A 21944-nucleotide genomic window follows, 5' to 3' on the forward strand; every position below is an offset into this window, starting at 1 on the left:
CGCCACGGCGAAGACGCCCGTGGACACCGGCGAGGCCGAGTTCCGCGCCCTCTACAAGGAGCTCGTCGAGACCAACACCACCTTCTCCGCGGGCGACTGCACCCTGGCGGCCCAGCGCATGGCCGACCGGCTGAAGGCGGCGGGCTTCGCCGACAGCCAGCTCACCGTGTTCGCCCCCGAGGGCCGGCCCAAGGACGGCGGCCTGGTGGCCGTGCTTCCGGGCAAGGACCCCAAGGCCAAGGCCATCCTGCTGCTGGCCCACATCGACGTCGTGGAAGCCAGGCGCGAGGACTGGGAGCGCGACCCGTTCAAGCTGGTCGAGGAGAACGGCTACTTCTACGGGCGCGGCGCCTCGGACGACAAAGCCCAGGCGGCGATCTGGACCGACCTGCTCGTGCGCTTCAAGCGCGAGGGCTACCAGCCGCGCCGGGGCGTCAAGGTCGCGCTCACCTGCGGCGAGGAGGGCGGCGGCCACGTCAACGGGGCCCTCTGGCTGGCCCAGAACCGTCGCGAACTGATCGACGCGGCGTTCGCGCTCAACGAGGGCGCGGGCGGCGGCCTCGACGCGGCCGGCAAGCGCGTGGTGCACAACATCCAGGCCGGCGAGAAGCGCTCGGTCAGCTATCGGCTGGAGGTGACGAACCCCGGCGGCCACTCCTCGCGGCCCGTGCCCGAGAACGCCATCTACCGCCTTTCCCGCGCCATCGACCGGCTGTCTCAGCACCAGTTCCCCGTCCAGCTCAACGACACCACCCGCGCCTACTTCACGCGGATGTCCAAGGTGACCGGGGGCGAGACGGGCGCCGCCATGGCCGCCATCGTCGCCAACCCTACCGACCCTGCCGCGCGCGCCGTGCTGAGCCGCGACGCCAACCACAACGCCATCCTGGGCACCACCTGCATCCCCACCATGCTGTCGGGCGGGCATGCGGCGAACGCGCTGCCCCAGCGCGCCACCGTCACGGTCAACTGCCGCCTGTTCCCCGGCGACACGGCGGCCGGCATCCGCGAGGCGCTGGCCCAGGCCGTCGCCGACCCGCAGGTCGCCGTCATCGCCCCGCCCGCCAACCCGGCCCGCAGCGACGTGGGCGCCCCGCCGCTGACGCCCCAGGTCCTGGGCCCGATCGAGAAGGTGTCGCAGCAGATGTGGCCCGGCGTCCCGGTGGTGCCGATCCTCCAGGCCGGCGGCACCGATGCGCCGGCCCTGATCGCCGTCGGCATCCCCACCTACGGCGTCTCCGGCATCTTCTACGAGCCCGACCTCGGCCGGATCCACGGCCTGAACGAGAACATCCGCGTCCAGTCGCTGATGGAAGGGCGCGAGTTCAGCTACCGGCTGGTGAAGATGTACGCCGAGGCGCGGGACTAGCCGCCGCGTGAGCCCCGCCCCCGGCGCCCCTGCCCCGCCGCCGCGGCCGGCGACCATCGACCAGGCGCTGGAGGGCGCCATGGCGGCGCTGGCCGAGGGGCGGCTGGCCGACGCCGAGCATCTCGCGGGCTATGTGCTGAAGTCGAACCGCGGCCATGTGCGCGCCGCCCAGCTCTTCGGCCAGGCGGTGCTCCGGCAGGGCCGGCCGGAGGCTGCGCTCGGCGCCCTGGCCCCGGTCGCCCGGCGCACGGCCGATCCCGCCTTGGAGACCCTGCTAGGCCGCGCGCTCCTGGACCTGGGCCGGGCCGACGAGGCGGCGGCGCGCCTGCGCGAGGCCGTGACCCGCCGGCCCGCCTACCCCGTCGCCTTCCTCGAACTGGGCGACCTGCTGCGCAACCGGGGACGTCTCGACGAGGCCGCCGCGGTCTTCGGGGAGGGCCTGGCCCTCGTCCCCGACGCCCTGGTCCTGAAGGTGGGGCTCGGCCACGTCCGGCTGGACCAGAACGACCGCGCCGCCGCCCGCCGGCTGTTCGAGGCGGTGCACGCTGCGGCGCCGGAGCGTCCCGACGCGGTCATCGGGCTGGCCCGCACCCTGGCGCTGCAGGGCGAACACGCCAGGGCGGCTGACCTCTACCGCCTCGCGCTCCGCGCCCACCCGGCGGACCTGCTGCTGCGCATCGCGCTCGCCAAGTGCCTGCTGGAGACGGGCGACCGCGCCGCGGGCGAAGCCGAACTGCGCAGGGTGGCCCGCGCCGGCGACCAGCCCGCCGCCCTCGCCGCGGCCGCGCTCGCCGCCACGCCGCGCGGCCGCGCGTTCCTCCGCCCCAGCGCCGCCGCGCGGCATCTGGCGACGGGCTAGGGTTTGGCCTCAAGACCCGGTCATCCCGGCGAAGGCCGGGATCCAGATGGAATGGCTCGGATGCGGGTTCCGTGGGTCCGGAGCCCCTCCAACCAAGATCTCGTGCGTGGATCTGGGTCCCGGCGTTCGCCGGGACGGTCGGAAGGTATGCAAATCGCTGTTGAGTCTGACCCTACGCCCTGAACCGCCGGCGATAGACGCCGCCCTCGCGGCGCACCTCGGCCAGCAGCGCCTGGGCCCGCGCGCCGTCGTCGGCCGTCATCACCTCGGTCCGCGCGGTCCAGGCCTCGCGCCGCACCGGGAACACCTGCGCCACCGGCGTGCCCTTGCGCAGGACGCCGCGGAACTCGGGGTCGCGCCAGACCGCCGGGAAGTGGATCCAGGCGTCGCGGTAGCGGTCGCAGTCCACCAGCCCGGTCAGGGTCGTGAACGGCAGGTCGAAGCGGTTGACCGGATGCGTGAACAGCAGCGCGTAGCCCTCGGGCGCCTCGATGGTCCACTGGTTGTGGAACTTGATCGCCGCCCGGTCCTCGTCGAACAGCGGCGTCCCCGCCACGTTGCCGGGCTCGTGCATGGCGATCGGCGCCCGGGGGAAGTCCACCGAGCCGGCCGGAAGCTCCACGTCCCACTCGAACTCGCCCGCCTCGACGCGAACGTCGCACCACAGCGGGATCAGGAAGCCGCCGGTCATGGCGTCCAGGAACGGCGGGCAGCGCTTCACCGTGTCCGCCGGCTCGCCCGCCAGCGCCGAGAACGCCTGCGCCGGCATCGTGCGGATCCAGTCGGGCAGCCCCTGGGCGGCCGCCACCGGCGGCGGCAGAAGCGCCGCGAGCTCCGGGGGACAGCGGAAGGTCAGGACGCGCGGGTCACTCAACGCGGCACACGGAAGGGCTCCTTACGCCAGCTCGTTCATCCAGACCCGCAGCGCCCGCAGGAACGGCAGCGCCTCACGGAACTCCTTCTGCGTGAAGCCCTCGCGGAGCTTCTCCACCTTGGGCCGGATGGCGGCCATGGCGCGGTTGTAGGCTTCGCGCCCGCCCGCCGTCAGCCGCACCCGCTTGCGCCGGCGGTCCCGCGGGCAGGGCTCCACCGAGATGAGCCGCGTCGCCTCGAGCCGCTGCAGCGTATTGGTGATCGCGCCGGGCGTCATCTTCAGCGCGTCGGAGATCTGCGCCGGGGTCAGGTCCTCCCCGCGGCGTGCGATCAGGTTCAGCACCTCGTACTGCGGATAGCTCAGGCCCACCGGCAGCGCGCGGGTGATGGCCGTGCGCACGCCATGCTCGATCAGGCTGATCTCGTCGAAGACCTGGACTTCCGGATGTTCCTCGATGACGGCGACCATACCGTGCTCCCCGAATCACACGGCGAGCGTACGGCTGGACCGAGAAAGTTCAAGATTGAACGATCAGCCCGCCGAGGCCTCGACCGTGTCCTTCAAGCCCCGCCGGGCGAGCGCATCCGCCCGCTCGTTGAGCTCGTGGCCGGCGTGGCCCTTGACCCACCGCCACTTCACGTCGTGTCGCAGCCGCGCTTCGTCAAGGCGCCGCCAGAGGTCGTCGTTCTTGACCGGCTTGTTGTCGGCGGTCTTCCAGCCGCGCCGCTTCCAGCTGTGGATCCACTCGTGGATGCCCTTCTGGACGTACTGGCTGTCGGTGTGCAGCTCCACCTGGCAGGGGCGCTTCAGCGCCTCGAGCGCCTGGATCGCCGCCATCAGCTCCATGCGGTTGTTCGTGGTCGACAGCTCCCCGCCCGAGAGCTCCTTCTCGGTCGTCCCGTGGATCAGGATCGCCCCCCAGCCGCCCGGGCCCGGATTCCCCGAGCAGGCGCCGTCGGTGTAGATCACCACGCCCGGCGTCATGCGGGCGCGCCGAAGAGCACCAGGTCGGGCGAGGCGCGATGCACCGCCAGCTTGCGCTCGTACTCCAGTGGGTCCTTGGCCTTCACCAGCGCCCCGGCCGGCGTGGAATGCCAGTCCTGCAGCCGGGTCAGGAAGAAGCGCATCGCCGCGCCGTGCGCCATGACCGGCAACGCCGCCCGTTCGGCGTCCGACAGCGGCCGCCGGCTCTCGTAGCCGGCCAGCAGCGCCCGGGCCGAGGTGATGTTGAAGCTGCCGTCGGCCTCGAAGCACCAGGCGTTCAGCGCCACCGCCACGTCGTAGGCCAGTGCGTCGGTGCAGGCGAAATAGAAGTCGATCGCCCCGGCGAAGCGGCCGCCGGTGAAGAACACGTTGTCGGGGAAGTAGTCGGCGTGGATCACGCCCTGCGGCAGCCCCCTGGGCCAGCGCGCGGCCAGCGAGGCGAGGTCGGCGTCGATGGTCGCCGCCAGGCCGGGCTTCAGCGTCTCGGCGTCGCCGTGGAGGTCGGCGAACATGCCCGCCCACGCCGGCTGGCCCAGGTCGTTGTCCCGGCGCATCGGGAAGCCGTTCCCGGCCAGGTGCAGGTCGGCCAGGCCGATCCCCGCCTCACGGCAGTGCGCCACGGTCGGCCGCCGTACGGAGAGCCCCGCCAGGAAGCCGATGATGGCGCAGGGCTTGCCGCGCACACGCCTGACGAGCCGCCCCTCGCGGTCGGCCACCGGCTCGGCCGACGGGTACCCGTGACGCGCCAGCCAGCGCATCAGCTCGAGGAAGAACGGCAGGTCGTCGGGGTTCGTGCGGGCCTCGTAGACGGTCAGGATGTAGCGGCCCCGGTCGGTCTCGAGCAGGAAGTTCGAGTTCGACACGCCCTCGGCGATACCCTTGAACGCCGTCGCCTGGCCGATGTCGAAATCGGCCAGCAGCCCCGCGAGCTCTTCGTCGGTGACGTCGGTATAGACCGCCATGGCGCGGGGAGTGCGGCAGGTCGGCGGTCGGGTCAAGCGCGCCCCACGAGAGACGACGGACCTAGCCCATGCTAGGGTGAGATTTCGGAGGCCCTATGATCGTCCTGAAGATCGAGGAGACCGAGAAGGGTCTCGCCATCCTGCTCAACGCCGAGGCACAGGAACTGCTCGGAGCCGTTCCAGGCCAGGATGTGGGATTCGAGGTCTCGGCAGAAGGCCAGCTCACGATCGGACGCCTGGACATGTCGTTCGAGGCGAGAAGGGCCCGAGGCCGCGCGTTTCTGAAGCGGTATGACAAGACGTTCCAGGCGCTGGCCAAGTAGCCGTGTCCGAGCCTGTCTGGCTGGATGAGGCGCTCATCCTGGCCCTCTACCAGGACATCGTGGCCGCGAGCGGGGGCGCTTTCGGTTCGCGCGACGCCGGCCTTCTCGCGTCGGCGCTGTCTCGGCCTCAGCAGCGATTCCACTACGAGAACTCGCTGGATATTCTCGCCCTGGCAGCAACCTACGCGGTCGCCATCGCGTCGAACCACCCCTTCATCGATGGCAACAAGCGGGTGGCGTTCATCGCCCTGGGTCAGTTTCTGGCAGACAACGGCGTCGTTCTCGTCGCAACGCCCGATGACGCCACGGAGATCATGCTCGGCGTCGCGCGGGGCGAAACGACAATCGATCAACTGCGGGACTGGTTGGTCCCTCGGACGATCGGTCCTCTCCGCGCCTAAGCCACCGCCCGCGGCAGCTTGAACGTCACCGTCTCGCGGGCCGCGGCGGCCTCTTCGAGGCTGACCTCGAACGCGCCGGCCAGCCTGTCGATCACGCCCTGCACCAGGACTTCCGGCGCCGAGGCGCCCGCCGTGACGCCCACGGTCCGCACGCCGTCCAGCCAGGCCAGGTCCAGCGCCGAGGCGTCGTCGATCAGGTAGGCGCGGGCGCCCGCGCGCCGCCCCACCTCCGCCAGCCGCACCGAGTTCGAGGAGTTCGCGCTGCCGATCACCAGCAGCACCTCGGACCGCGCCGCGATCGCCTTGACCGCTTCCTGCCGGTTGGTGGTGGCGTAGCAGATGTCCTCCTTGTGCGGCGCCGCGATGTCGGGAAACCGCGCCCGCAGCGCCGCCACGATCTCGCTGGTGTCGTCCACCGACAGGGTCGTCTGGGTCACGAAGGCCACGTTGCCCGGATCGCGCGGCTGGAAGGCGCGGGCGTCCTCCACGGTCTCGATGAGGGCCACGGCCCCCTCGGGCAGCTGGCCCATCGTTCCCACCACCTCGGGATGGCCGGCGTGCCCGATCAGCACGATCTCGCGGCCGGCGTCGAAGTGCCGCTGCGCCTCCACGTGAACCTTCGAGACCAGGGGACACGTGGCGTCGAGGTAGAGCATCGACCGCGCCTTCGCCTCGGCCGGCACCGACTTCGGCACCCCGTGGGCGGAAAACACCACCGGCCGGTCGGCGGGACACTCCGACAGCTCCTCCACGAACACCGCGCCCAGCGCCTTCAGCCGCTCGACCACGTGGCGGTTGTGCACGATCTCGTGGCGCACATAGACGGGCGCGCCGTACTTGCCGATCGCCCGCTCCACGATCTGGATCGCCCGGTCCACCCCGGCGCAGAACCCCCGCGGGCTGGCGAGGAGGACGGTCAGGGAGCGCGGCGCGGACATGGCGCGGAACCTAGTGCGCCGGACCCCGATCCGCCAGCGCCGCCGCGCCTGCACGCTTTCTCCATCCCGCGCGCATACGCTCCGGGCCGCCCCGTGGCAGAGTGCGCGACTTCCGGCGTGCGTGAGGAACCGAGCATGGAGATCAGGGCGGAACGCGGCGGCGGCCGCTGGCGGCTGGCGGTCTGGGGCGGCGGGACGCTGATCCTCCTCGCCCCGCTCGTGGCGATGCAGGTCACCGACCAGGTCGCCTGGACGCCGTTCGACTTCGCGGTCCTGGGCGGCCTCCTCCTGTTCGCCGCCCTCGGCGTCGAGCTGGCGGTGCGCGCGGGGTCCAGCCTCGGCTACCGGATCGGCGCGGCGCTCACCCTCGGCCTCGTGGTCCTGCTGACGGCGGTCAACGGCGCGGTCGGCGTGATCGGCAGCGAGGACCTCGCCGCCAACCGGCTCTACCTGGCCATCCCGGCCGTGATCCTGGCCGGGGCTGCGCTGTCGCGGCTTCGGCCCGCGGGCCTTGCCCGGACCCTGGCGGTCGCGGCGGGCGTCCAGGTCGCCGCGCCGGTCGTGGCCGCGCTCGCCGGGGCCCCGGCCTGGGCGCCGGAGGTGCTGGTCGCGACGGCCGTGTTCACCGCGGGCTGGCTGCTGGCGGCCCTCCTCTTCCGCCGCGACGCCGCTTCGCGGGCGACGTGAGGCGGCGACCTCGCCGCAGCCGCGTTGCCGCCGCATTGTTCCCGCTGTACTTAGCCCCTGATCCCCGCGCGCCCCGGCGCGGGCCTGACGATTGGACGCCTCCATGCGCCGCCAGATGCTCCTCGCCGCCGCCGTTCTGGCGGCCTTCACCGCCGCCCCGGCCGCTTCCTTCGCGCAAGGCCGCCGCGACCCCGAGGAACAGGCCCGCAAGCAGCAGGAGGAGGCCGCCAAGAAGCGGCGCCAGCGCGAGGAGTGGGGCGACGTCCAGGCGCCGCTGCCGCAGCTGCGCAACGCCGGCCCCTGCCCGTTCGTGAAGTCGCTCTACGACGCGGCCCGGTACGTCGAGTTCAAGGACGGCCGCGAGGCCTCCTCGGCCGTCGGCTTCTCGGGCGAGATCCAGGGCATCTCCGCCGGCTGCTCCTACAAGGACGAACAGCCGATCGAGGTCACCATGGAGGTCCTCTTCGAGCTCGGCAAAGGCCCCCAGGCCGAGGGCCGGCAGAAGACCTTCAAGTACTGGGTGGCCGTCACCGACCGGAACCGCGACGTGATCGCCAAGGAGACGTTCGACCTGCCCGTGACGTTCCCCGAGGGCGAGGACCGCGTCTACGTCACCGAGACCATCGCCTCGATCACCATTCCGCGCGCCGGCATCGCCGTCTCGGGCTCGAACTTCGAAGTCCTCGTGGGCTTCGACGTCACGCCGCAGATGGCGGCCTTCAACCGTGACGGCAAGCGCTTCCGGGTGAACGTCGGCCAGACCGCGAGCGCCCAGCAGACCCCATGATCGATCTCAAGACCGCCTTGGGCGAAGCGGTGGCCGCCGCCTTCGCCGCCGAAGGCGTGCCTGCCGACCTCGCCCGCGTCACGGCCTCGGACCGGCCCGACCTGGCCGACTTCCAGTCCAACGGCGCCCTGGCGGCGGCCAAGCGCCTGGGCCGCAATCCCCGCGACATCGCGTCAGCCGTGGCGGACCGCCTGAAGGCCGATCCCCGCCTGGCCGGCGTCGAGATCGCCGGCCCCGGCTTCATCAACCTGAAGGTGGCCGATGCGGCGCTGTCGGCCCGCGCCGACGCCATCGCCGAGGACCCGCGGGCCGGCGCCGGGACCGTGGCTCACCCGCGCCGCGTGATCGTCGACTACGGCGGCCCCAACGTGGCCAAGCCCATGCACGTGGGCCACCTGCGCGCCTCGATCATCGGCGAGAGCCTGAAGCGCCTCTACCGCTTCCGCGGCGACGAGGTCGTCGGGGACGCCCACTTCGGCGACTGGGGCTACCAGATGGGGCTCCTCATCGGCGCCGTCTGCGACGAGAACGCCGCGATCGCCGCCCTGGTCGAACAGCTCAACGCTGCTGGCGATCCCGGCGCCGAGATCCCGGAGGCGTTCCGCGGCATCACCCTGGCCGATCTGGACCGCCTCTACCCCATGGCGGCGGCGCGGGGGAAGGAAGACCCCGCCTACCGCGATCGGGCCCGCAAGCTCACCGCCGACCTGCAGGCCCACAAGCCCGGCTGCTACCTCCTGTGGCGGCAGTTCCACGACGTCACCCAGGTAGCGCTCGAGCGCGATTTCCATGCCCTTGGCGTGGACTTCGACTGGTGGAAGGGCGAGAGCGACGTCGATCACCTCATCGCGCCGATGGTCGCCGACCTCGACGCCAAGGGCCTGCTGGTGGACGACCAGGGCGCGCGGATCATCCGGGTGGCCCGCGAGGGCGACAAGCGCGAGTTGCCGCCCCTGCTCGTGGTGTCCTCCGAGGGGTCGGCCATGTACGGCACCACCGACCTCGCCACCATCCTCGACCGCAAGCAGGGCTTCGGCTTCGACCAGGTGATCTACTGCGTCGACCAGCGGCAGGCCGATCACTTCGAGATCGTCTTCCGGGCCGCCTGCCTGGCGGGCTACGCCGCCGAGGGCCAGCTCGAGCACGTCGGCTTCGGCACCATGAACGGCCCGGACGGCAAGCCCTTCAAGACCCGCGAAGGCGGTGTTTTGAAATTGAACGACCTTATCGAGATGACCCGCGCCAAGGCGCGCGAGCGGCTGAACGAGGCCGGCCTCGGCGAGGACGTCTCCGAGGCCGAGTTCGAGGACATCGCCGGGAAGGTGGCCGTCGCCGCCCTCAAGTTCGCGGACCTGCAGAACTTCCGCGGCACCAGCTACGTCTTCGACCTGGACCGCTTTTCGAGCTTCGAGGGCAAGACCGGCCCGTACCTGCTGTACCAGGCGGTCCGCGTGAAGAGCCTGCTGCGGCGCGCCGCCGGCGAGTCCGTGCGGGCCGGCCCCGTCGCCGTCGGCCAACCCACCGAGCGCGACCTTGTGATGTCGCTGGACGCCTTCGAGACGGCGCTGGCCGACGCCTACGACAGGAAGGCGCCCAACATCCTGGCCGAGCACGCCTACCGGCTGGCGCAGGCCTATTCGAAGTTCTACGCCGCCTGCCCGATCCTGCAGGCGCCCGACTCGGCCACGCGCGGCAGCCGCCTCACCCTGGCCTCGGCCACGCTTCGCCAGCTCGAGCTCGCGCTGGATCTCCTGGGCATCGCGGTCCCGGACCGGATGTAGCCGGGCGCGGCGTACGCGGTCCGTTCAGGACCCGAAGCCGGCCGGCTTCAGGACCCCGCGCCCTGGGCGGGACGCCTCAGCTCCCCCGCGCGCCCTCGGCCTCGTCCGCGGCGCGCGGAGACGGCTTCGCCGGGCCGATGAACGCGATCGACGGGGCCTGGATACGGAACACGCTGTCCATCCGGCTGATGGTGAGGATCTCGCGGACCCGGCCCTCGGGACAGGTCAGCACGATGCGGCGCCACTGGCGCTGGGCGCTGGCGAGCGCGCGGAGCCCATGCGACGAGATTTCCTGCAGCCCCGAGAGATCGATCTCGAGCTCCTCGCCCGCGGCGGCGGCTTCGGCGGCGGCGCCGGCCAGGAAGGCGCTGAACGCGGCGCAGTCGGCTTGCTCCAGGCAGCCTTCCACCTCGACCACGGAGTGATCCGCGCCGCTCAGCTTGCGCCATCCCATCCGCGTCCCCCACGCGTTGCCCCGGACGGAGTTACGGAGGCCGCACATCCGCGGATGCGTCAAGGTTAAGCCTTTTTCGGCGGCGCGCGCGGCGCGCGGTCAGTCCTCCCGCTCGATGCGGCCGTCCAGCATGTGGATCCGGCGGTCCGCGGCGTCCGCCACTTCGCGGTCGTGGGTGACGCACACCACGCCGCGCCCCTCCTCGTGCGCCAGCCGGCGGAACTCTTCCACCACGCGCGTCGAGTTGACGGAATCCAGGTTGCCGGTCGGCTCGTCGCCAAGGATCAGAACAGGGTCGTTGGCGAGCGCACGCGCGATCGCCACCCGCTGGCGCTGGCCGCCCGACATGCGGTCGGGCCGCTTCCAGCCCTCGCCCGCGATGCCCAGCTTGGCGAGCAGTTCGCCCGCCCGCGCCTCGGCCTGGGCCCGGCCGACGCCCGCGCGGCGCATCGGCAGCGCGACGTTGCCCAGGGCGGTCAGCTCCGGCAGCAGGAAGTGGAACTGGAAGACGAAGCCGATCCGCGCCAGGCGCAGGTGCGTCCGCTGGGCCTCCGACAGGTCGTCGGTGGCCTCGCCGTCGATCGTCACGCTGCCGGTGGTGGGCCGGTCCAGGAGGCCCAGCAGGTAGAGCAGCGAGGACTTGCCGCAGCCGGAGGGTCCGACGATGGCCACGAACTCGCCTCGCTCCACCACCAGCGAAACGTCGCGCAACAGCGACACCGGCTCGGGGTCAACCAGCGTGCGGGACACCTGGCGGACGGCGAGCAGCGCGGTCACGCCGCCCCCCGCAGGATGTCCACCGGATCGACCAGGGCCGCGCGCCGCGCCGGCAGCCACGCCGCCACCAGGGCCGCGCCCATGCAGGCGGCGCCGGCGATCATGTACTGCTGGGCGCTGCGATCGAGCGGCAGCACCAGCGGCTTGCCCTGGACGGTCAGCGGCGCGCGCGCGATGGCCTCGAGCAGGGCCGTGCCCAGGGCGAAGCCGGCCATCGCCCCGATGGCCCCCACCACCATCCCCTCGATCAGGAAGATGCTCTGCACGTCCTGCTCGGTGAAGCCCATGGCGCGCAGGATCGCGATGTCGCGCCGCTTGTCGGCCACGCTGGACGAGACCCCCGTGTAGATTCCGAAGCTCGCCACCAGCAGGATCGCCGACATCACCGCGTAGAGGACGACCTTGCGCGCCACCAGCAGGTTCAGGAGGTCGCGCGAGCGCTCCTGCCAGGACTCCCACTTGTATCCCCAGCGCCCTTCGAGCCGCGCGGCGGTTGCGTCGGCGGCGTCGGGGTCGGCCAGCTTCACGTGCAGCTGGTTCACGACGTTCGGGCGCGCGAACAGCACCTGGGCGGTGCGCAGCAGGCCGTAGGCGGTGTTGTCGCCGGCGTAGAAGCCCGCGATGGCGTCGGGCTCCACCAGCGCCAGGATCCGCATCCGCTGGGTCACGCCCGCCGAGGACGCCACCAGCAGGGTGTCGCCCAGCTTGGCCCCCACCCGATCCGCGAGCGGCCGGGTGACGATGATGCCGTCGGGGCGCGCCTCCAGGTCGGCGAGCCGTCCGCCGACCAGGCTGACCTCGATCTTGGCCAGCTTGCCCTCGAGCCGCGGATCGATCCCGTTCAGGGCCACCGGCTCGGTGCGCCCGGCGAAGCGCACCGTCACGGCGCCGGACAGCGAAGGCGCGGCGATCGCCCCCGGCAGCGCCCGGGCGTCGGCCAGCATGGCGGGCCAGTCCTTGAGCCCGCGGACCTCCTCCTCCGGCTTGATCCCGCGCACCTCCACCGCGCCGCCCGGCCAGGCGTCGAGCGCCGGCTGGCGCGCGCCCGTCCGCTGCTCGTCGCGGACGATGATGTGCGGCGCCGAGTCGATCAGCGTGCGGACGAAGTCGTTCTCCGATCCGACCATCATCCCCGAGACGGCCAGGAAGAAGCCCACGCCCACGGCGACGCCCAGCGTCGCCACGATGGTCTGGCGTACGCGCACGATCAGGTGCGCAAGCGCGATATCGGCGAGGGTGAGCAGACCGCCCATCAGCCCCCGGCCTTCACCCGCGCGCCGTCCTTCAGGCCCTCGGGCGGCGACACGATCACCCGGTCGCCGGGCTTCAGGCCCGAAACGATCTCGGTGCGCTCGGGGCCCTGCGCGCCGGTCTGCACGGCGCGGCGGCGCGCGCGGCCGTCCTCGATGATCCAGACGCCGCCGTCGCGCACGGCCGACGCCGGCGCCAGCACCGCCCGCTCGCGGCGTCCGGTGACCAGGTTCGACTCCACCGTCATGCCCGGCCGCAGCGCGCTGCCGGCCGGGAGCGCCAGCCGGGCCCGGAACGTGCGCCCCGCCGAGTCGCCCTGCGGCGTCACCTCGGCGATCCGCGCGGCGAAGGTGCGGCCGGGGAAGGAGTCGGACCGCACGACGGCGTCCTGGCCCACCGCGAGGCGTCCCACGTCGCGCTCGTCGATGTCCGCGGTGATCCGGAGCGTGGCGGTGTCGGCGACGACGAACATCGGCCGGCCCACGCTGGCCAGGTCGCCCGGCTCGGCGTCCCGGCGGATCACGTGACCGGCGAAGGGGGCCGTCAGCCGGTAGTCCGCGAGCCGGGCCCGCGCGCTGCGCGCCGCAGCGTCCGCCGCCCGCGCCTGGGCCTGGGCGTCCTCGTACACGGCACGGGCGCCGAAACCGGCCGCCTGCAGCCGCGCCTGCCGCGCGGCCACGGCCCGCGCGAGGCCGGCCTGCGCCTCCAGCTGCAGGGCCGAGCCCTCCTGCGGGCCGTCCTCCAGCTCGGCCAGCGGCTGGCCGGCGCGCACCGCCTGGCCTTCCTCGACCAGCACCCGGCGGATCGGCGCCGTCACCACCGGCGCGATGCGCGCCTGGCGCACGTACTCCACCACGCCCGAGGCATAGACCGCGTCCACCGCGGGTCCGACGCTCACCGCCGCCGTGGCCACCTCCACCGGCTGCAGCGCGCGCCAGCCGCCGTAGCCGGCGGCCGCCGCCACGGCCAGGGCGAGGAGGCCGCGCCGCCACGGCAGATTCCGCCGCCGACGCGCCGGCGGCGCTTCCGGTTCGGGACCCCCCGGCTGCCGCCGCGCCTGCAGATCAAGGACCGCCATCGCGAAGCCCTCCCGTGATCGGCGGAATCCGTAGTAGACCGACGGTCGGTTTGCCAGTTAAATCGGAGCGTCCGACACCGACCCTCCTCCGGGGACCGCCCGCACGCCATGACACGGATCAAGCTTCCGCCGCAGGCGCGCCGGACCCAGTTCCTGGACTGCGCCCAGGCCCTCTTCTTCTCGCGCGGATACGAGGCGGCGACGGTCAACGACATCATCGAGATGGCCGGCCTGTCGAAGGGCGCCTTCTACCACTACTTCGACTCCAAGGAGGCGCTGCTCGACGCCCTGGCCGAGCGCGTGGCCGCCCGCGTGATCGAGGACGCCGCCCCGATCCTCGAGGACCCCACGCTCGACGCGCTCGCCCGCCTCAACGCCTTCATCGCCCAGGGCGCGCAGTGGAAGATCGAGCAGGCGCCGCTCCTGAAGGCGGTCTTCCAGGCCATCCTGCGCGCAGAGAACGTCCTCCTGAACCGCCGCATCCTGGCCACCATGGGCCGCGTGACCATCCCGGTGATCGTCGACATGGTCCGCGAGGGGGTCCGCGAGGGCGTCTTCGACCCCGTCTCGCCCACGCTGCTGGCCGAGATCTTCCTGAACCTCGGCGATGGCCGCATGACCGTCGCCGTCGAGGCCATCTCGGCGGCCGAGCGGGGCGACCTCGACACCGCCACCGCCCTCCTCGAGACCCGGCTGCAGGACGAGGCCGCGGTCCTCGACCGCCTGCTGGGCGTGCCGCCCGGCTCGGTGCGCCTCGTCGAGCCCGGCTTCGTCCGCGCCATCCTGGCCGTGTTCGCCTGACGCTTGCGCCCCGCGGCGCGGCGGAGCCAAATGCCGCGGTCGGGAAGCCAGGGGGCGGCATGCGCAACGGTCACCACATCACACGCCGGGGCCTCCTCGGCGCCGCCGCGGCCGCCAGCCTCGCCGGGCCCGCGCTCGCCGCCCGCCGGCTGAAGCCGGGGCAGAAGGTCAACCTCGCGGTGATCGGCGCCGGCGGCCAGGGCGCCTCGAACATGGCCCGGCTCACCGGCCACAACATCGTCGCCGCCTGCGACGTCGACTTCGACCGGGTCGCCCGCTCGCTGCTCGACCGCGACGGCAAGCTGCGGGCCGACCGCACCGACCTCAAGGCCGCCTACGACAAGGCCGAGCGCCACGCCGACTACCGCCGCATGCTCGACGCCCGCGCCAAGGACCTCGACGCCGTCGTCATCGCCACGCCCGACCACCACCACGCCGTGGCCGCGAAGCTGGCCATGGAGCGCGGCCTGCACGTCTACGTCCAGAAGCCGCTCACCTGGTCGGTGAACGAGGGCCGGCTGCTGCTCGACCTCGCCCGGCGCAACCCGAAGCTCATCACCCAGATGGGCAACCAGGGCCACTCCGGCGACGACGGCCGCCGCGTGGTCGAGCTGGTCCGCGCCGGGATCATCGGCGACGTGCGCGAGGTGCTGGTGTGGACCAACCGTCCGGTCTGGCCGCAGGGGATTCCGCGCCCGGCCGCCCAGCCCGCGCCGCCGACGCTCGACTGGGACCTGTGGCTCGGCCCCGCCGACGTCGACTGGGGCTATCACCCGGACTACGCGCACTTCAACTGGCGCGGCTGGGTCCCGTTCGGGTCCGGCGCCCTAGGCGACATGGGCGCCCACCTCATCGACTTCCCGATCTGGGCGCTGCAGCCGGGACTGCCGACCCGCGTCGAGACCCGCCACACCCGCTGGCCCGGCGGCGACAGCCTGTGGAGCACGCGCCGGCCCGCCCAGATCTCGGGCTTCCCGCTGGCCACCGTCTCGCGCTTCGACTTCGCCGGCGGCCTGCGGCTCACCTGGTACGACGGCGGCCTCCTGCCGCCCACGCCGCCGGGCTTCCCGTCCAACCTCATCATGAGCCCGGACGGCGGCGTGCTGTTCCTGGGCTCGCGCGGGATGCTGATGCACGAGACCTACGGCGAGCGGCCGATCCTCATCGGCGAGGGCCTGAAGGAGGCCGCCGCCCAGGTCCCGAAGACCCTGCCCCGCATCGCCGGCGGCCTGCAGGGGCACGAGCTCAACTTCGTCCGCGCCGTCACGGGCGAGGAGGCCATCTCCTGCCCCTTCGCCGACGCCGTGCCCCTGAACGAGACGATGATGCTGGGCGTGGTCTCCCTGCTGGCCGGCCGGGCGATCGAGTGGGACGGCGCCGCGGGCCGCGTCACCAACGCCGCGGAGGCCAACCGCTGGCTCACGCGCAACTATCGCAAGGGCTGGGAGCTTTGAGGCGGCGGCTCGCCGTCGCCCTCGCCGCCGCCGCCGCGCTGGGCGCCGCGGCGGCCTGCTGGGCCCAGGTCATGAAGCCGCAGGACACCGAGCAGTGGACGCCGAAGCCGCCCGTCGTCGACGCCGGCCCCGGCCCGGTCCAGCCCGCCCCGCCGCCGTCCGACGCCATCGTCCTGTTCGACGGCCGCGACCTCTCGGAGTGGGTTTCGGTGCGCGACGGCGCGCCCGCCCGCTGGGCCGTGGCCGACGGCGTCCTCACCGTCGTCAAGCCGGCCGGCAACATCCAGACCCGCCGCGCCTTCCGCAACTTCCAGCTCCACCTGGAATGGCGCACGCCCGCCGACATCACCGGCGAGGGCCAAGCGCGCGGCAACTCGGGGCTGTTCCTGGCCTCCACCGGCCGCGGCGACGGCGGCTACGAGCTGCAGATCCTCGACAGCTGGCGCAACGAGACCTACGTCAACGGCCAGGCGGGCGCGATCTACAAGCAGCATCCGCCGCTGGCCAACCCGTCCCGCCCGCCAGGCCAGTGGCAGACGTTCGACGTGGTCTGGACGGCGCCGGTGTTCGGCCCCGACGGCGCGCTGAAGTCCCCCGCCCGCGTCACCGCCCTGATGAACGGCGTGCTGGTCCAGAACGACGCCGTCCTCGCCGGCGAGACGGTGTTCATCGGCAAGCCGAAGTACCGCGCCCATGGCCCCGCGCCGATCAAGCTGCAGGCCCACGGCGACCCCAGCCCGCCGATCAGCTTCCGCAACATCTGGGTCCGCGAGCTGCCCTGAGCCGCCGTCAGGAGTCCGACTCCGCCTCGCCGCCGGGCCCGATCACCTCCAGCCCCCGCGCCTCCAGCCGTTCGGCCACCCCGCCCTGCGCCAGCAGGGGCCGCAGGCTCACCAGCGCCACCGAGTGGCCCGGCCGCTGCAGCGCCGCGGCGATGGCGTCGGCCTGGTCCTGGATCGCGCGGCGCCACAGCTCGCCCCCGCCGCCGATCAGCAGCACGCACTTCTGGAAGTTGCGCGGCGCGGTCAGCGCGCCGGCCACGTCGCCCCGCGTCCAGGCCCGGGCCGCCGCCGCGTCGCGCCCCCGCCGCCCGGCCTCCACGTCGCGCACGGCCTCCTCCAGGCACTGCTGGTGCAGCGCCGGCGTCAGGCTGCCCGTGGCCTGCTTCAGGAACGGCGCGATCTGGTAGCGCGCCGGGTCCACCGCCTTCACCTTCTCGCGCTTGGCCTGGCGCAGGATCGACGAGGTCACCGCCACCGCCCCCTTGCCCCGCGCGTCCTCGGCCAGCCGCATCCCGGCCACCAGCCCCTTCCACCCGGAATAGCGCCCCGCCGGCTGGCCCACCCGTTCGCGCGCCGCCACGAAGCGCGACCGCAGCGGCTCGGGCAGCGTCTCCTCCAGCGGCGTCTTGCTCTTCATCTGGTTGACGGTGCGCAGGATCAGCGGCACGTCGCGCAGCCGCCCCGACAGCCCGATGCGGGTCCCCACGATCAGGCTGTTCGCGCCCTTCAGACGCCGGTCCACGAACCGCCGGTCCCAGGCGGTCCCGGCCGGCAGGTCGCTGTCGGGCATGCCCAGGATCCAGACCGTGGTGTCGTCGTCCTCCACCCGCCACCAGGCGGGCCCCGGCTCCTTCGCCTGCACCACCAGCTCGGCGACGATGACGGCCTCGGGGTCCTCCAGCCGCCCCTGCGCCGCCGCCGGCCCCGCCAGGGCCAGCCCCAGCGCCAGGGCCCCCACAAGAGCGCGTGCGATCGTCATGCAGGTCCCCCCGGAAAGCCCCCGACCTTCGGCGCCCTCTGCGGCGAAACCTTGACCGCCCGCGCCCTGCTCCCGAACGGCGCAGGGCTGTCGCGAATCGACCCGGGCCGGACCCCGCCGCGTCCGCCGCCCCGCCCTACGCCGGCAGCACGAACCAGCGCCCCGGCCCGGTGGGCCGCCGGTAGCCCGGCGTGTCCTCGCGCTCCACCTCGCCCGTGTGGGGGTTCGGGCAATAGCCCACCACCTTGTCCTTCCCGGTCTCCGGGTCCTTTTCGATCTTGAAGTGGCGGAACATGACCGTGCGCACGTCGCGCGGCGCCTCCGGCTCCACCAGGCGCGGCCGGAACACGCGCGGCGCCATCACCCCCGCCATCCAGCGCAGGTGCGCCAGCTTCATGCCGGTCAGGTACGCCGTCTCCGGCGTCGCCGCCTCGGCCATCTCCCAGCTCGTGTCGCACAGCCGCTCGGCCCGCGCGCGCATCCCCACCTGCACGGCGTTCTCGAAATCGGCCCGCTCGCGGCGCCAGCGCATCAGGGTCGACAGGCACGGCATGGTGGGATCGGCGCCGATCCCGGTCAGGCTCTCCCCCTCGCACAGCCGCTCGATCACCTCCTCGGCGATGTGCTCGGAAAAGGTGGACACCGGCCCCCGCTGCCCCGGCGGACGCCCGCCGGCGCGCCGCGCCGCGTCCAGCCGCTCGGCGAAGTCGGGCCGCTCCCGGGCCCACTTGGCCACGCCCTCCGGCGTCGGCATCCCCGGCTCGCGCGTGATCCGGTACAGGAACTCCCCGGCCGCCAGCCGCGCCAGCAGCCGTTCGGCCAGCGCGTCCGACCACCGCGCATGGATCTTCCGCTTCCGCTTGCCGCCCGCCGACGCCTCCGCCGACGCGCGCGCCTTCCGGCCCGCCGCCATCGCCCGATCTCCTCGATTGTCGCAATCCGCCCGGCCCCGCGACCGCGCGCGCCGAACCCGCGCCAAGCCCGCCGCCACCCTCAGCGCACACGCCCCGACGCGAGCAGCAGGATGGCACGGGCGGGAGGGATTGTCAAGAACAAATCCAGAACACTTGGGTGCCGCGCGCAGTGCGGCGCATTCCGGGAGTGACTCGTTGGCGACGTTGGGACGGTCCGCTCACGGCGGCGGGACGTCCATCCGGCTCAGGCTTCGAGAAGTTCGACACTGGAGAGCGATATGCTAGGCCGTACGAGTACTGCATAGGCTTCGCCGCTATCCACCTTTGGCGCCGACAGCCGCTGGGCGACGCTAGGATACGCATCTTGAAAGAAGGCCGTTCTGCCGCCGCCTTCCTGGAGGTCGCGGAAGAGCATTTCGCTGATGCCTTGACGAACACGCGCCCGTCGGTAGATGCGGTCACCCGCCAGCAGAGGGGCGAGCAACGGTGCGACGATCTCCTCCCCTCGCCAAGTTTCACCAGAGGCCTGAAACGACGTTAGCCGCGCGTCGTCATCGCGAATCGCTGCCTGTACACGGTCCCGCTGGCCCGGTCCTTCGAGGGCGGGCGCGCCAAGCGGTTCGTCGACTTCGCTGATTGCGACGGAGGTTCGGAAGGCACCCGCGGCACCGAGAAGCCTACTAACCTGCATACGTATCGCCGGCTCGCGAAGCTCTTGCTGGCTGACCCGCGAAGCTAGCGAAACGGCCTCGTCCTCATCGGGCGCGGGATCCATGACGATCACTTCGGCGCCTCGCGCATTTGACTCCAGAGTCAGAGCTGTTCCAACGACGATGCGCTGACCAATCAGCCGCCGTTCGCCCGCAGGCGTGGCGCAGACAAGAGAACGCTTCTGGTACTGACCGTCCAACATGGCCTTCGCCAAGGCCGCACGTGAGCTCTGCGTGCCTTTCACCTCAATGATGTGAAACTTGCCGCGCTGATCGACCGCGGCGAAGTCAGCCATCTTCATCGAGCCGACCTTCGGAGGCAGTCCACCGGGGAATGCCAGGAGACCCAGGTTGTGCATGCGGTGGAGAAAGGCGCGGCCGTCGATGCAGCCCGCATAGCCGAAGGCGTTGTACAGCACCGACATCCCGAGCCCGACACCAAGGTCGTCGCTGGCGATCGCCTTCTGATGTGGATCGACGTCCCGCCATCCCTGCCGAAACCGCAAGTGGGGCGTGTCGGCGATGGCGTGCAGGTAGCGTAACAACGGCCAGAGGCGCGCGACCCCGGACTGAATGTTGAGCACGGGGGTCGTGAGGTCCCCAATCCGGAGAAGCATCTCCAGGAGGTGGATGGCGAATGGGCCCGCTTGCGCGGCAAGTGGCCGGGGGAGCGGGTGACGGAATTCCGTCGGCTGTGCGCGCCAGCTCACGCGGTCGATCTCGACGTCGATGGCGCGATTGAAGGCGCTCAAGACTCACTCCTTGGCCAGCGGCCGCAAACCAGCGCGCGCGAGACTGAATGGCCAAGCTGGCCTTGGCTAGAGCGGCGCACGTGCCCATTGGGTGAAGCGGCAAGCTGCAGAAGCGGCCAATGATTTGGCGTGGATGAGCGGTCGGACGTCGTGATGGTCATTCTGGACAGAAAATGGTCCAGACAGAAATTTCTCGCTTGCACCCAAATGGCCGAGCTGTCATGAAGATGAGAGGAGATCCCAATGAGCAACGATCGATCTCGCGAGGCCCTCGGCCGATTTCTCGACTTTCTGGGCGAGAAGGGCCTGATGTCGCCGGCGACAGCTCAAACTCGAAAAGCTTCAGCGCTCCGAATGCTCAGCATCCTCGGACCGGAGGAGGCGGCTGATGTTACGGCCATCGACGTCGAAGAAGTCGCGCGGCGGTTCAACAACCTACATGGTCAGAAATACAATCCGAATAGCGTTCTGACCTATCGAAGCCGACTGCAGTCCGCACTCAACGACTTTCAATCATACTTGAATGACCCTCTATCCTTCAAACCGGCGGGCCAAGGCCGTGAGCGCGCGACGAAACCGCGGAAGGAAAACGGAGACGCTCCCGCTGTTGCGGCGACAAAGGAGACGACTATTGAGCCCGTACGCCCGTCACCGCCACCGGTGATGGCTGGCGCGAACGTGATGCCGATCCCCATCCGAGCTGACCTGACAATACTGATCCACGGCCTGCCCCACGATCTTACGCAGGCAGAGGCCAAGAAAATCGCGGGCGTTGTGACGGCGCTGGCGACCTGAAATCGCGCCCCCTTCCAAAAGGGGCGTTGACGGCCGAGAAATCGGTCGGGCCCGGAGCTGCTGGGGCCGGAGGTCCAAACTCCTGCGCCCCAGCAGTCCAAGCAAATTGTCTCAGGAACTCGCCCTATGTTCAAGACGCACTGCTAGGTTCTGAGCAGAAGCTTTGCACGATAGACACAAGATCAGCGCCTAGATTAGCTGCGCATAAGCCAGCCGGCGGGGGATTATGGGGACACGATAGCTATCACCGTGCGAACGTCTCGAACTTGGAAGGAAGCCAAGTTCCGCACCTGGCGCATTCCCGCCCCCCTGCCCGCCAGGGCAGAGAGGCGTCCTTCGATCCCATGGTTGATTGCGAGCCTGGCGTGGGCGCCTGGTCAAGGACGCGCGCGTGCCGCGCGCGCCGCCCCGCGGCGGCCCTGCGGGCCGTCCTTGAGCAGGCGCCCACGCCAGGCAAACTCCGTCCATGGGATGTAAGGCGCAGGGTGGCGCCTCAATCCGGGATGAGCCCGACCATCCGCAGATCACACGCTGGAGGCGTGTCGCCCTCCTCGTACAGCGTCACGCGCCGGATGGCCTCCCGCTGCGCCCGCGTAAACGGGCGCGGCGAGGTGAAGTAGGCTACGCCCTGCGCACCATTCCAGATGGCGATCACATAGCCGTCGCGCGTCCGGCGCTGCGCCACCACGGCCGGGCGCCCGTCCTGCACCGGCGTCACGATCCGACCCTTGGGGCGGCGGGCCCAGCCGATCCCGGCGACCTCGAGCGCGCCGAAGGCCCCTTCCCAGCGGAAATGGCCTGCGTGGATGCCGCTCGCGAGGTCCACGACCCGTTCCCCGGGCAGAAGATCGATGATCGGGGCATAGCCGCAGAAGCGCGCCGGGCCCGCAAGTTCCGCCGCCGCGGCCGGCGCCGCGATGGCCGCGATCAGCACCGCCATCGCCCATCGCATGCGACCCCGCGCCTCCATCAAGGCAGGATGCCGACGCCGGCCGGACAAGTCGACCCGGGCCATTGACTCCCCCCGCGCGCCGCACCACAACCCGTCCAACTCTCGCGGGAGAGGCCCTGCTTCGCTGAAGCTACGCAGGGCGCCGAAGGCGCAACCGCCCCGGAAACGCTCAGGCAAAAGGACCGCGACGGGCTGATGAACGCTGGAAAGCAGTCCTGGCGACAGGGCTCGCCGAAGGAGCAGAGGGCCGCCGGGCTTTAGGCGATCCGAAATCTCTCAG

Annotated in this window: 24 protein-coding genes and 1 riboswitch; of the genes, 11 read left to right on the forward strand and 13 right to left on the reverse strand. The window is 71.8% G+C overall.

The genetic code is table 11. The features are described from left to right. Together JNK30_RS06705 and JNK30_RS06710 are read left to right on the forward strand one after the other, a co-directional pair. The coding region (locus JNK30_RS06705; RefSeq protein WP_293481284.1) for a M20/M25/M40 family metallo-hydrolase at positions 1-1369 on the forward strand (1369 nt) is incomplete at its 5' end. 7 nt (positions 1370-1376) lie between these two features. Next, the gene (locus JNK30_RS06710) at positions 1377-2228 is read left to right on the forward strand and encodes a tetratricopeptide repeat protein (protein ID WP_293481285.1); all 852 of its coding nucleotides are present in this window, start codon (positions 1377-1379) and stop codon (positions 2226-2228) included. 172 nt (positions 2229-2400) lie between these two features. Here JNK30_RS06710 and JNK30_RS06715 read toward each other — a convergent pair whose 3' ends face one another. The 4 genes from JNK30_RS06715 to thrB form a co-directional block, all read right to left on the reverse strand. Further along, positions 2401-3102, reverse strand: coding sequence for a hypothetical protein (locus tag JNK30_RS06715; RefSeq protein WP_293481286.1), 702 nt, complete (start codon positions 3100-3102; stop codon positions 2401-2403). Positions 3103-3123: 21 nt separating this feature from the next. Continuing rightward, entirely contained in the window at positions 3124-3570 is a 447-nt protein-coding gene (locus JNK30_RS06720; RefSeq protein ID WP_293481287.1) for a MarR family transcriptional regulator, read from the reverse strand. Between the two features lie 63 nt (positions 3571-3633). Continuing rightward, a complete protein-coding gene (rnhA, locus tag JNK30_RS06725; protein WP_293481288.1) occupies positions 3634-4086 on the reverse strand; it encodes a ribonuclease HI in 453 nt (150 codons plus the stop codon). After that, complete coding sequence (thrB, locus tag JNK30_RS06730; RefSeq protein ID WP_293481289.1) at positions 4083-5048, reverse strand: homoserine kinase; 966 nt, start codon at positions 5046-5048, stop codon at positions 4083-4085. The genes rnhA and thrB overlap by 4 nt, the downstream gene beginning before the upstream one ends. 95 nt (positions 5049-5143) lie before the next feature. Here thrB and JNK30_RS06735 point away from each other — a divergent pair, with 95 nt between their 5' ends. Both JNK30_RS06735 and JNK30_RS06740 read left to right on the forward strand, forming a co-directional pair. After that, positions 5144-5371: a hypothetical protein gene (locus JNK30_RS06735; RefSeq protein ID WP_293481290.1), complete on the forward strand. Its 228-nt coding sequence runs from the start codon at positions 5144-5146 to the stop codon at positions 5369-5371. Positions 5372-5373: 2 nt separating this feature from the next. After that, positions 5374-5772: a type II toxin-antitoxin system death-on-curing family toxin gene (locus tag JNK30_RS06740; RefSeq protein WP_293481291.1), complete on the forward strand. Its 399-nt coding sequence runs from the start codon at positions 5374-5376 to the stop codon at positions 5770-5772. Here JNK30_RS06740 and ispH read toward each other — a convergent pair. Beyond that, the gene (gene ispH, locus JNK30_RS06745; protein WP_293481292.1) at positions 5769-6710 is read right to left on the reverse strand and encodes a 4-hydroxy-3-methylbut-2-enyl diphosphate reductase; all 942 of its coding nucleotides are present in this window, start codon (positions 6708-6710) and stop codon (positions 5769-5771) included. The genes JNK30_RS06740 and ispH overlap by 4 nt on opposite strands. Before the next feature lie 135 nt (positions 6711-6845). Between ispH and JNK30_RS06750 the strand changes: the two genes are divergently transcribed. The 3 genes from JNK30_RS06750 to argS all read left to right on the forward strand — a co-directional run bounded on the left by JNK30_RS06750 (position 6846) and on the right by argS (position 9965). After that, the gene (locus JNK30_RS06750; RefSeq protein WP_293481293.1) at positions 6846-7397 is read left to right on the forward strand and encodes a hypothetical protein; all 552 of its coding nucleotides are present in this window, start codon (positions 6846-6848) and stop codon (positions 7395-7397) included. Positions 7398-7500: 103 nt separating this feature from the next. Beyond that, positions 7501-8184, forward strand: a complete 684-nt coding sequence (locus JNK30_RS06755; protein ID WP_293481294.1) for a Tat pathway signal sequence domain protein — start codon at positions 7501-7503, stop codon at positions 8182-8184. Next, positions 8181-9965, forward strand: coding sequence for an arginine--tRNA ligase (gene argS, locus JNK30_RS06760; RefSeq protein ID WP_293481295.1), 1785 nt, complete (start codon positions 8181-8183; stop codon positions 9963-9965). Before JNK30_RS06755 ends, argS begins: the two co-directional genes overlap by 4 nt. Positions 9966-10041: 76 nt before the next feature. Here the strand turns inward: argS and JNK30_RS06765 are convergent, their stop codons facing one another. The 4 genes from JNK30_RS06765 to JNK30_RS06780 all read right to left on the reverse strand — a co-directional run bounded on the left by JNK30_RS06765 (position 10042) and on the right by JNK30_RS06780 (position 13525). Next, the gene (locus JNK30_RS06765) at positions 10042-10419 is read right to left on the reverse strand and encodes an STAS domain-containing protein (protein WP_293481296.1); all 378 of its coding nucleotides are present in this window, start codon (positions 10417-10419) and stop codon (positions 10042-10044) included. A gap of 99 nt (positions 10420-10518) precedes the next feature. Continuing rightward, entirely contained in the window at positions 10519-11196 is a 678-nt protein-coding gene (locus JNK30_RS06770; RefSeq protein WP_293481297.1) for an ABC transporter ATP-binding protein, read from the reverse strand. Continuing rightward, positions 11193-12449, reverse strand: coding sequence for an FtsX-like permease family protein (locus JNK30_RS06775; RefSeq protein WP_293481298.1), 1257 nt, complete (start codon positions 12447-12449; stop codon positions 11193-11195). The genes JNK30_RS06770 and JNK30_RS06775 overlap by 4 nt, the downstream gene beginning before the upstream one ends. Further along, positions 12449-13525, reverse strand: coding sequence for an efflux RND transporter periplasmic adaptor subunit (locus tag JNK30_RS06780; protein WP_293481299.1), 1077 nt, complete (start codon positions 13523-13525; stop codon positions 12449-12451). The genes JNK30_RS06775 and JNK30_RS06780 overlap by 1 nt, the downstream gene beginning before the upstream one ends. A 108-nt stretch (positions 13526-13633) precedes the next feature. On the opposite strand from JNK30_RS06780, the gene JNK30_RS06785 reads away from it, so the two are divergent. Genes JNK30_RS06785 through JNK30_RS06795 form a run of 3 tightly spaced genes read left to right on the forward strand, consistent with a single transcriptional unit; the run spans position 13634 to position 16562 of the window. Further along, positions 13634-14326: a TetR/AcrR family transcriptional regulator gene (locus JNK30_RS06785; protein ID WP_293481300.1), complete on the forward strand. Its 693-nt coding sequence runs from the start codon at positions 13634-13636 to the stop codon at positions 14324-14326. 59 nt (positions 14327-14385) lie between these two features. After that, the gene (locus tag JNK30_RS06790; RefSeq protein WP_293481301.1) at positions 14386-15780 is read left to right on the forward strand and encodes a Gfo/Idh/MocA family oxidoreductase; all 1395 of its coding nucleotides are present in this window, start codon (positions 14386-14388) and stop codon (positions 15778-15780) included. Next, on the forward strand, positions 15777-16562 hold the full coding sequence (locus tag JNK30_RS06795; protein WP_293481302.1) for a DUF1080 domain-containing protein: 786 nt from the start codon (positions 15777-15779) through the stop codon (positions 16560-16562). The genes JNK30_RS06790 and JNK30_RS06795 overlap by 4 nt, the downstream gene beginning before the upstream one ends. 7 nt (positions 16563-16569) lie before the next feature. On the opposite strand, the gene JNK30_RS06800 is transcribed toward JNK30_RS06795, so the two are convergent. The 3 genes from JNK30_RS06800 to JNK30_RS06810 all read right to left on the reverse strand — a co-directional run bounded on the left by JNK30_RS06800 (position 16570) and on the right by JNK30_RS06810 (position 19917). Then, positions 16570-17541, reverse strand: a complete 972-nt coding sequence (locus JNK30_RS06800) for a TraB/GumN family protein (protein WP_293481303.1) — start codon at positions 17539-17541, stop codon at positions 16570-16572. A gap of 136 nt (positions 17542-17677) precedes the next feature. Beyond that, positions 17678-18454 (reverse strand): hypothetical protein, encoded by a 777-nt coding sequence (locus tag JNK30_RS06805; RefSeq protein ID WP_293481304.1) that lies wholly within the window; start codon positions 18452-18454, stop codon positions 17678-17680. A 245-nt stretch (positions 18455-18699) separates the two neighbouring features. Continuing rightward, positions 18700-19917, reverse strand: coding sequence for a hypothetical protein (locus JNK30_RS06810; protein ID WP_293481305.1), 1218 nt, complete (start codon positions 19915-19917; stop codon positions 18700-18702). A gap of 243 nt (positions 19918-20160) precedes the next feature. Between JNK30_RS06810 and JNK30_RS06815 the strand changes: the two genes are divergently transcribed. Beyond that, the gene (locus JNK30_RS06815; RefSeq protein WP_293481306.1) at positions 20161-20712 is read left to right on the forward strand and encodes a hypothetical protein; all 552 of its coding nucleotides are present in this window, start codon (positions 20161-20163) and stop codon (positions 20710-20712) included. Between the two features lie 493 nt (positions 20713-21205). Here JNK30_RS06815 and JNK30_RS06820 read toward each other — a convergent pair whose 3' ends face one another. Beyond that, entirely contained in the window at positions 21206-21727 is a 522-nt protein-coding gene (locus JNK30_RS06820; RefSeq protein ID WP_293481307.1) for a hypothetical protein, read from the reverse strand. Positions 21728-21759: 32 nt separating this feature from the next. Continuing rightward, a riboswitch (glycine riboswitch) is annotated at positions 21760-21859 on the forward strand. The last annotated feature ends 85 nt before the right edge of the window (positions 21860-21944 follow it).

Origin of the sequence: Phenylobacterium sp. (genome assembly GCF_016793225.1) — a bacterium.
In the GTDB taxonomy this organism is placed as follows: Bacteria; Pseudomonadota; Alphaproteobacteria; order Caulobacterales; family Caulobacteraceae; genus Phenylobacterium.

Coding starts and splice junctions, on each gene's coding strand:
- JNK30_RS06790 (WP_293481301.1), top strand. CDS start 14,386: ATGCGCAACGGTCACCACATCACACGCCGGGGCCTCCTCGGCGCCGCC.
- JNK30_RS06780 (WP_293481299.1), bottom strand. CDS start 13,525: ATGGCGGTCCTTGATCTGCAGGCGCGGCGGCAGCCGGGGGGTCCCGAA.
- JNK30_RS06775 (WP_293481298.1), bottom strand. CDS start 12,449: ATGGGCGGTCTGCTCACCCTCGCCGATATCGCGCTTGCGCACCTGATC.
- JNK30_RS06785 (WP_293481300.1), top strand. CDS start 13,634: ATGACACGGATCAAGCTTCCGCCGCAGGCGCGCCGGACCCAGTTCCTG.
- JNK30_RS06735 (WP_293481290.1), top strand. CDS start 5,144: ATGATCGTCCTGAAGATCGAGGAGACCGAGAAGGGTCTCGCCATCCTG.
- JNK30_RS06815 (WP_293481306.1), top strand. CDS start 20,161: ATGAGCAACGATCGATCTCGCGAGGCCCTCGGCCGATTTCTCGACTTT.
- thrB (WP_293481289.1), bottom strand. CDS start 5,048: ATGGCGGTCTATACCGACGTCACCGACGAAGAGCTCGCGGGGCTGCTG.
- argS (WP_293481295.1), top strand. CDS start 8,181: ATGATCGATCTCAAGACCGCCTTGGGCGAAGCGGTGGCCGCCGCCTTC.
- rnhA (WP_293481288.1), bottom strand. CDS start 4,086: ATGACGCCGGGCGTGGTGATCTACACCGACGGCGCCTGCTCGGGGAAT.
- JNK30_RS06820 (WP_293481307.1), bottom strand. CDS start 21,727: ATGGCCCGGGTCGACTTGTCCGGCCGGCGTCGGCATCCTGCCTTGATG.
- JNK30_RS06805 (WP_293481304.1), bottom strand. CDS start 18,454: ATGGCGGCGGGCCGGAAGGCGCGCGCGTCGGCGGAGGCGTCGGCGGGC.
- JNK30_RS06765 (WP_293481296.1), bottom strand. CDS start 10,419: ATGGGATGGCGCAAGCTGAGCGGCGCGGATCACTCCGTGGTCGAGGTG.
- JNK30_RS06755 (WP_293481294.1), top strand. CDS start 7,501: ATGCGCCGCCAGATGCTCCTCGCCGCCGCCGTTCTGGCGGCCTTCACC.
- JNK30_RS06720 (WP_293481287.1), bottom strand. CDS start 3,570: ATGGTCGCCGTCATCGAGGAACATCCGGAAGTCCAGGTCTTCGACGAG.
- JNK30_RS06750 (WP_293481293.1), top strand. CDS start 6,846: ATGGAGATCAGGGCGGAACGCGGCGGCGGCCGCTGGCGGCTGGCGGTC.
- ispH (WP_293481292.1), bottom strand. CDS start 6,710: ATGTCCGCGCCGCGCTCCCTGACCGTCCTCCTCGCCAGCCCGCGGGGG.
- JNK30_RS06800 (WP_293481303.1), bottom strand. CDS start 17,541: ATGACGATCGCACGCGCTCTTGTGGGGGCCCTGGCGCTGGGGCTGGCC.